Source organism: Brachyspira sp., assembly GCF_050873525.1.
Taxonomy (GTDB): domain Bacteria; phylum Spirochaetota; class Brachyspiria; order Brachyspirales; family Brachyspiraceae; genus Brachyspira.
Map to the genome: position 1 here is coordinate 1 of NZ_JBNMIZ010000196.1, position 4924 is coordinate 4924.

The 4924-nt window shown below is 33.4% G+C and carries 7 protein-coding genes; 3 read left to right on the forward strand and 4 right to left on the reverse strand.

Annotated elements, in window-relative coordinates:
* The first annotated feature begins 60 nt into the window (after positions 1-60).
* The 3 genes from ACR0QS_RS10970 to ACR0QS_RS10980 all read left to right on the forward strand — a co-directional run bounded on the left by ACR0QS_RS10970 (position 61) and on the right by ACR0QS_RS10980 (position 2236).
* Positions 61-543 carry a superoxide dismutase family protein gene (locus tag ACR0QS_RS10970; RefSeq protein ID WP_432633488.1) on the forward strand — a complete coding sequence of 161 codons (483 nt, stop codon included), beginning with the start codon at positions 61-63 and terminating at the stop codon, positions 541-543.
* A gap of 250 nt (positions 544-793) precedes the next feature.
* Positions 794-1411 carry a superoxide dismutase family protein gene (locus ACR0QS_RS10975; RefSeq protein WP_432633489.1) on the forward strand — a complete coding sequence of 206 codons (618 nt, stop codon included), beginning with the start codon at positions 794-796 and terminating at the stop codon, positions 1409-1411.
* Positions 1412-1585: 174 nt separating this feature from the next.
* Complete coding sequence (locus tag ACR0QS_RS10980) at positions 1586-2236, forward strand: hypothetical protein (protein ID WP_432633490.1); 651 nt, start codon at positions 1586-1588, stop codon at positions 2234-2236.
* 15 nt (positions 2237-2251) lie between these two features.
* Here ACR0QS_RS10980 and rimM read toward each other — a convergent pair whose 3' ends face one another.
* From rimM to ACR0QS_RS11000, 4 genes are all read right to left on the reverse strand, one after another.
* Entirely contained in the window at positions 2252-2758 is a 507-nt protein-coding gene (gene rimM / locus ACR0QS_RS10985) for a ribosome maturation factor RimM (protein ID WP_432633491.1), read from the reverse strand.
* Positions 2755-2994 carry a KH domain-containing protein gene (locus tag ACR0QS_RS10990; protein ID WP_432633492.1) on the reverse strand — a complete coding sequence of 80 codons (240 nt, stop codon included), beginning with the start codon at positions 2992-2994 and terminating at the stop codon, positions 2755-2757. The genes rimM and ACR0QS_RS10990 overlap by 4 nt, the downstream gene beginning before the upstream one ends.
* A gap of 41 nt (positions 2995-3035) precedes the next feature.
* Positions 3036-3416, reverse strand: a complete 381-nt coding sequence (gene rpsP / locus ACR0QS_RS10995) for a 30S ribosomal protein S16 (RefSeq protein ID WP_432633493.1) — start codon at positions 3414-3416, stop codon at positions 3036-3038.
* Between the two features lie 81 nt (positions 3417-3497).
* On the reverse strand, positions 3498-4853 hold the full coding sequence (locus ACR0QS_RS11000; protein ID WP_432633494.1) for a signal recognition particle protein: 1356 nt from the start codon (positions 4851-4853) through the stop codon (positions 3498-3500).
* Between the last annotated feature and the right edge of the window lie 71 nt (positions 4854-4924).

Sequence of the window (4924 nt, forward strand, 5' to 3'; positions counted from 1 at the left end):
ACAAAAATTGAATTGTTATATATAACATATAAAATCAAATTACTCACAGGAGGGTAATACATGAACAAAATTTTTAAAATCTTAATCATCTTGAGCGTTGCCTCTCTAATATGTTTTGCTCAAGTGAAACCTAATTCCATTACTAAAGACATAGTGGAATTAGACGAAAGAGGGGCGGGAAAGAAAGTCGGAACTGTAACGGTTACCGAAACTACAAACGGAGTATCAATCGATTTGGAAGCTAAAGGTTTGGCTTTGGAATCTGGAGTGGCGGAACTCCATTTGTATGGGAACAATTCTCCGCAATCTGCCAAAGATGCAAAAGTTAATTCGGTTAACGGAGGAGGATTGGGCGAAGATATTGGCGATTTAGGCGCTTTAATGGTCAACGCTGACGGAAGTATAAGTCAAACGGTTGTAAGCGATGGAATTAAATTTTCCGACATTGAAGGAAAATCCCTCGTTATTACGGACGAAATTGACAACTATGCGGACAGTTTAGCAAACGGAAACGAAGAGCCTTTATATGTCGCAAGCTTTTAATTCATAGCTAATCTTTGTAATCCCTACCCATGCTTGAAATATAGCATGGGCTTTTTGTTTTTTAAATATTTAAAATATAATTTAAGTGATTAAAAAAATTATTTTTTACGATTAAATATTTTTTATGTTTTAAATAATTTTAAAAAAAATTTTTAAATAAATAAATTTTTTTTATTTTATTTTTTACCTTACAAAAATTGAATTGTTATATATAACATATAAAATCAAATTACTCACAGGAGGGTAATACATGAACAAAATTTTTAAAATCTTAATCATCTTGAGCGTTGCCTCTTTAGTATGTTTTGCTCAAGCAAGACGAGGCGCCACTAATCAGGCGGGAACAAATTCCGTAACTCAAGCAAGACAAGGTTCTACTAATCAAGCTGGAACGAATTCGGCTCAAGTAAAACCTAATTCTACGACTAAAAACATTGTAGAATTAACTCAAAGAGGCGCAGGAAAGAAAGTCGGAACTATAACGGTTACCGAAACGGCTGATGGAATATCCATCGAAGTTAAAGCTACTGGACTTACCGCTAAAGCTGGACAAGTAGGTTTTCATTTGCATGAAAAAAATTCTACAAGACCTACAAGAGACGCTAACGGCAATACGGTAGTAGGCGGACATTGGGACCCAGACAATACTCAAAAACATGCGGGACCAAACGGAAACGGACACAGAGGAGATTTAGACGCTTTGACGGTTAATGCGGACGGAAGCATAAATCAAACTGTGGTAAGCTCGAAGATTAAATATTCCGATATAGCGGGAAAATCTTTTGTTATCCATGAAAATCCAGATAACTATACGGACAATCCTGCAAACGGCGGAAGCGGAGCGCGTTTATATGTCGCCATATTCTAATCGATAGCGATAATCCTTGTAATTCCACCCATGCTTGAAACATAGCATGGGCTTTTTGTTTTTATATTTTTTATTTTTAAATAATTTATTTTTAAAATATATTTGCTTTTTATTAAAATTATTGTATTATTTAACTTAACATAATATTTAATTTTATTTTTGGAGAATCATTTAATGAAAAAAATTATTCTAATATCTACTCTTTTAATTACGGCAATCAGTCCGAGTTTGTTCGCTAAAAAAGGTTTTGGAGCGGATTTAACCGTATCGCTTGGAGCGGGAATAGGATTCTTTCATGGAGATACGAATAAATATCCTAACGGCGGTTTTGAATTCGGAGTATATTTAAAACCAAATTATTATTTTGAATTTTCGGCTCTTTCTTTTGGATTGTCTTTGGAAGTCGGCTATCAAAGAGACGCTTTCGCCTACAAAAACGAAAAACTTAAAGGCGATTCCACTTTCGACAGTCTGGCTTTGGGATTTATTCCAAAAATAGATGTTTTATTTTTATCAATAGGATTTGGCGGAGGAGTCAAACTGCCTCTCGGCGGTAATTCTTCTTTCATAGATGTTTACGGCGGAAAACGACTTGAGAAATACGGCTATAGCGAATTAAAAGAAAATTTCGGCAATGTTTTAATTATTCCTTATATTAAAGCGAGCGTGGATTTTATGCTCTTGCCAAATATCGCTTTAGGAATTTATGCAGCATACGATATTCCCGTAATGAAATATCCAAGCGATAATTATAATCAATCGGCTAATACGAATGTTACATTTTCTTCTTTCGATATTGGCGGACAAATTACATTGAGATTTTAATTTTTATTATTTAATTTAATCGTCAAAAATAGGTTTTTGGATTATTTCGATGGTTTTATTTATTTTATCCGATTTTCCGAAATATGCTTTGACGAAAGGAATCGAAACTTTTTTATTATTTTCGGCAAGCGCTATATCGAAAACATAATTTGAAGGCAAATTATAAATATCCACAATCTCTCCGTAAATATTTTTATTTTCGTCTATTATTTTATAGCCTATTAATTCGGCTTCGTAAAAAGTGTCTTCGTCAAGTTCGGGCAGATATTTAGAATCTATATAAATGTTATGTCCAATCAATTCTTTTGCAGATTCAATATCTTCAATGTCTTTTATTTGAAAAACGAAAGATTTATTTTTTTTCTTTATTTTAAGAATTATAAATTCTTTGTCGTTTATTATGACGGGAGTATTTTCTTTTAAAATAGGAAGAGAGGCGAAATAACTTTTATCTCTAAAAGAAATTTCTACCTCTCCATTAAGTCCGTGTAATCTTGAAATTCTTGAATAAAAAATAATCAATTGTCGATAATCTCAAGCATTACTCGTTTTCCGCTTTTCATGGAAGTGGCAAAAAGAATTGTTCGCAACGCGCTCGCTATACGACCTCTTTTGCCGATAATCTTACCAATGTCATTCGGATTGACTTTTAGCTCAAGAATAGTGCTTTTTTCGCCCTCGATGATTTTTACTTCCACTCCATCGGGGTCGTCAACTAATCTTTTCGCTATAAATTCTACTAGCTCTTTCTCTTCCATAAGAGAACCTCCACACTTAAAATATTTTTTTTATCACGCACTCAAGCTTCGCTTTTTTCTTCCGCCACAGTTTCTACAGTTTCGGGAGTTTCAGTTTTAACTTGCTTACGATTTTTGCGTCTCTTTTCGGGATTTTTCAAAGCTCTTTTCTGCTTTCTTTCTATGATAATATTTTTATCCCTTTCCATTATCCCTTCTTTTATAAGAATACTTTTTACCGCATAACTCGGCTGCGCTCCGTTGGAAAGCCATTTTTTGATTCCTTCGGAGTTTATCTTATATAAAACATCCTTAGCTTTTGGATTGAACCAACCCAATTCTTCAATAAAACGACCGTCGCGCGGAAATCTAGAATCCGTAGCAACTATTCTATAATGAGGTTCATGCTTGCGACCTATTCGCTTCAATCTTAATTTAACCACTTTTTCCTCCGATTTTTATTCTTAAAAACTCTTCTACATTAAATATTATATCATATTATTACATTTAAATCAACTATATTATCACATTAATTTATTTAAATCGTCTATCGACATTCCCATATTTTCCAAAGATTTTGCAAACTTATCCATTTTCTTTGAGCTTCCCATCATATTTTTCATCATAGAAAATTGTTTTATAAGCTGATTTACTTCAAATAAACTCTGCCCGCTTCCTTTAGCGATTCTCATTTTCCTCGAATTATTCAATGGAAATAAAGCGAGTCTCTCTTTTTTAGTCATAGATTGAATTATTGCTTTATATCTATTAAATTTTGCTTCCTCTCTGTTTATCAAATCTGTATCAATATTTCCCATTCCAGGAATCATAGAACTCATTTTACTTATTCCGCCCATTTTAGCGGTAGCTTCTATTTGCTTCAAAAAATCGTTATAATCAAAATTATTTTCTATAACTTTTTTTAGCATTTCTTCGGCTTCTTTTTCGGTTATCGCCGCTTTAGCTTTTTCGACAAGTTTTACTATATCGCCCATTCCGAGTATTTGTCCAGCGACTCTCTTCGCGTCAAAAACATCTATATCTTCCAAATGCTCGCCCGTTCCGACAAATCTAACCGAAGAACCAGTAGCGTATTTTAGAGATAGCGCCGCTCCTCCTCGAACTCCAGAATCAAATTTTGTAAGAATAACTCCGTCAATTCCAATATTATTTTGAAAACTTTTTGCCACATCGTAAACGCTCTGCCCAGCTGTAGAATCGACAACCAAAAGTTTTTCGGTAACATTTGTAGTATTTACGACTCTTCTTAATTCAAGCATCATTTCATCGTCAATTTCGAGTCGTCCAGCGGTATCGACTAAAATCATATTATACTGTTCTTTTTTAGCGATTGCCAAAGCCTTTTTCAATATTTTATAAGGTTTTTTCTCTTTTGTGTCTATATGGCAGGGAACATTTACTTCTTTAGCCAAAACGGAAAGCTGTTCCATTGCTGCGGGTCTATGAACATCCAAACCGACTAATAAAACTCTTCTTTTTTCTTTATAATATTTTGCCAATTTTGCAGAGGTTGTCGTTTTACCTGAACCTTGCAAACCAAAAAGTAAAGTTATCGTTGTTTTTTCGATTGGTTCTAATTTTAAACCGCTTTCTCCTTCGCCAATCATAGAAATTAAAGTATCGTTGACATCGGCTATAAATTGATTTGAAGGTTCTACTCCTTCCAATTTATTTTTTCCAAGCGCTCTGCTTTTAGCGTCTTCCAAAAATTTATTTGCCGCTTCCAAAGAAACATCAGCCGAAAGTAAAGCTTCTTTTATGGTTAAAAGACTGTCTTCTATATCTTTATCCGATAAAACTCTTTTGCCTCGTATTTTGTAGAATACATCCGATATTGATTTTGTTAAATTTTCAAACATTATAAAAAACTAACCTTAACATTTTATTTTTATATAAATTTATTCAATTTACGCATAAATTATATTACAAA

What these genes read in the sequence shown, in the direction of transcription:
- ACR0QS_RS10970 (WP_432633488.1), top strand. Translation starts at nt 61, where the DNA reads ATGAACAAAATTTTTAAAATCTTAATCATCTTGAGCGTTGCCTCTCTA.
- ACR0QS_RS10975 (WP_432633489.1), top strand. Translation starts at nt 794, where the DNA reads ATGAACAAAATTTTTAAAATCTTAATCATCTTGAGCGTTGCCTCTTTA.
- ACR0QS_RS10980 (WP_432633490.1), top strand. Translation starts at nt 1,586, where the DNA reads ATGAAAAAAATTATTCTAATATCTACTCTTTTAATTACGGCAATCAGT.
- ACR0QS_RS10990 (WP_432633492.1), bottom strand. Translation starts at nt 2,994, where the DNA reads ATGGAAGAGAAAGAGCTAGTAGAATTTATAGCGAAAAGATTAGTTGAC.
- ACR0QS_RS11000 (WP_432633494.1), bottom strand. Translation starts at nt 4,853, where the DNA reads ATGTTTGAAAATTTAACAAAATCAATATCGGATGTATTCTACAAAATA.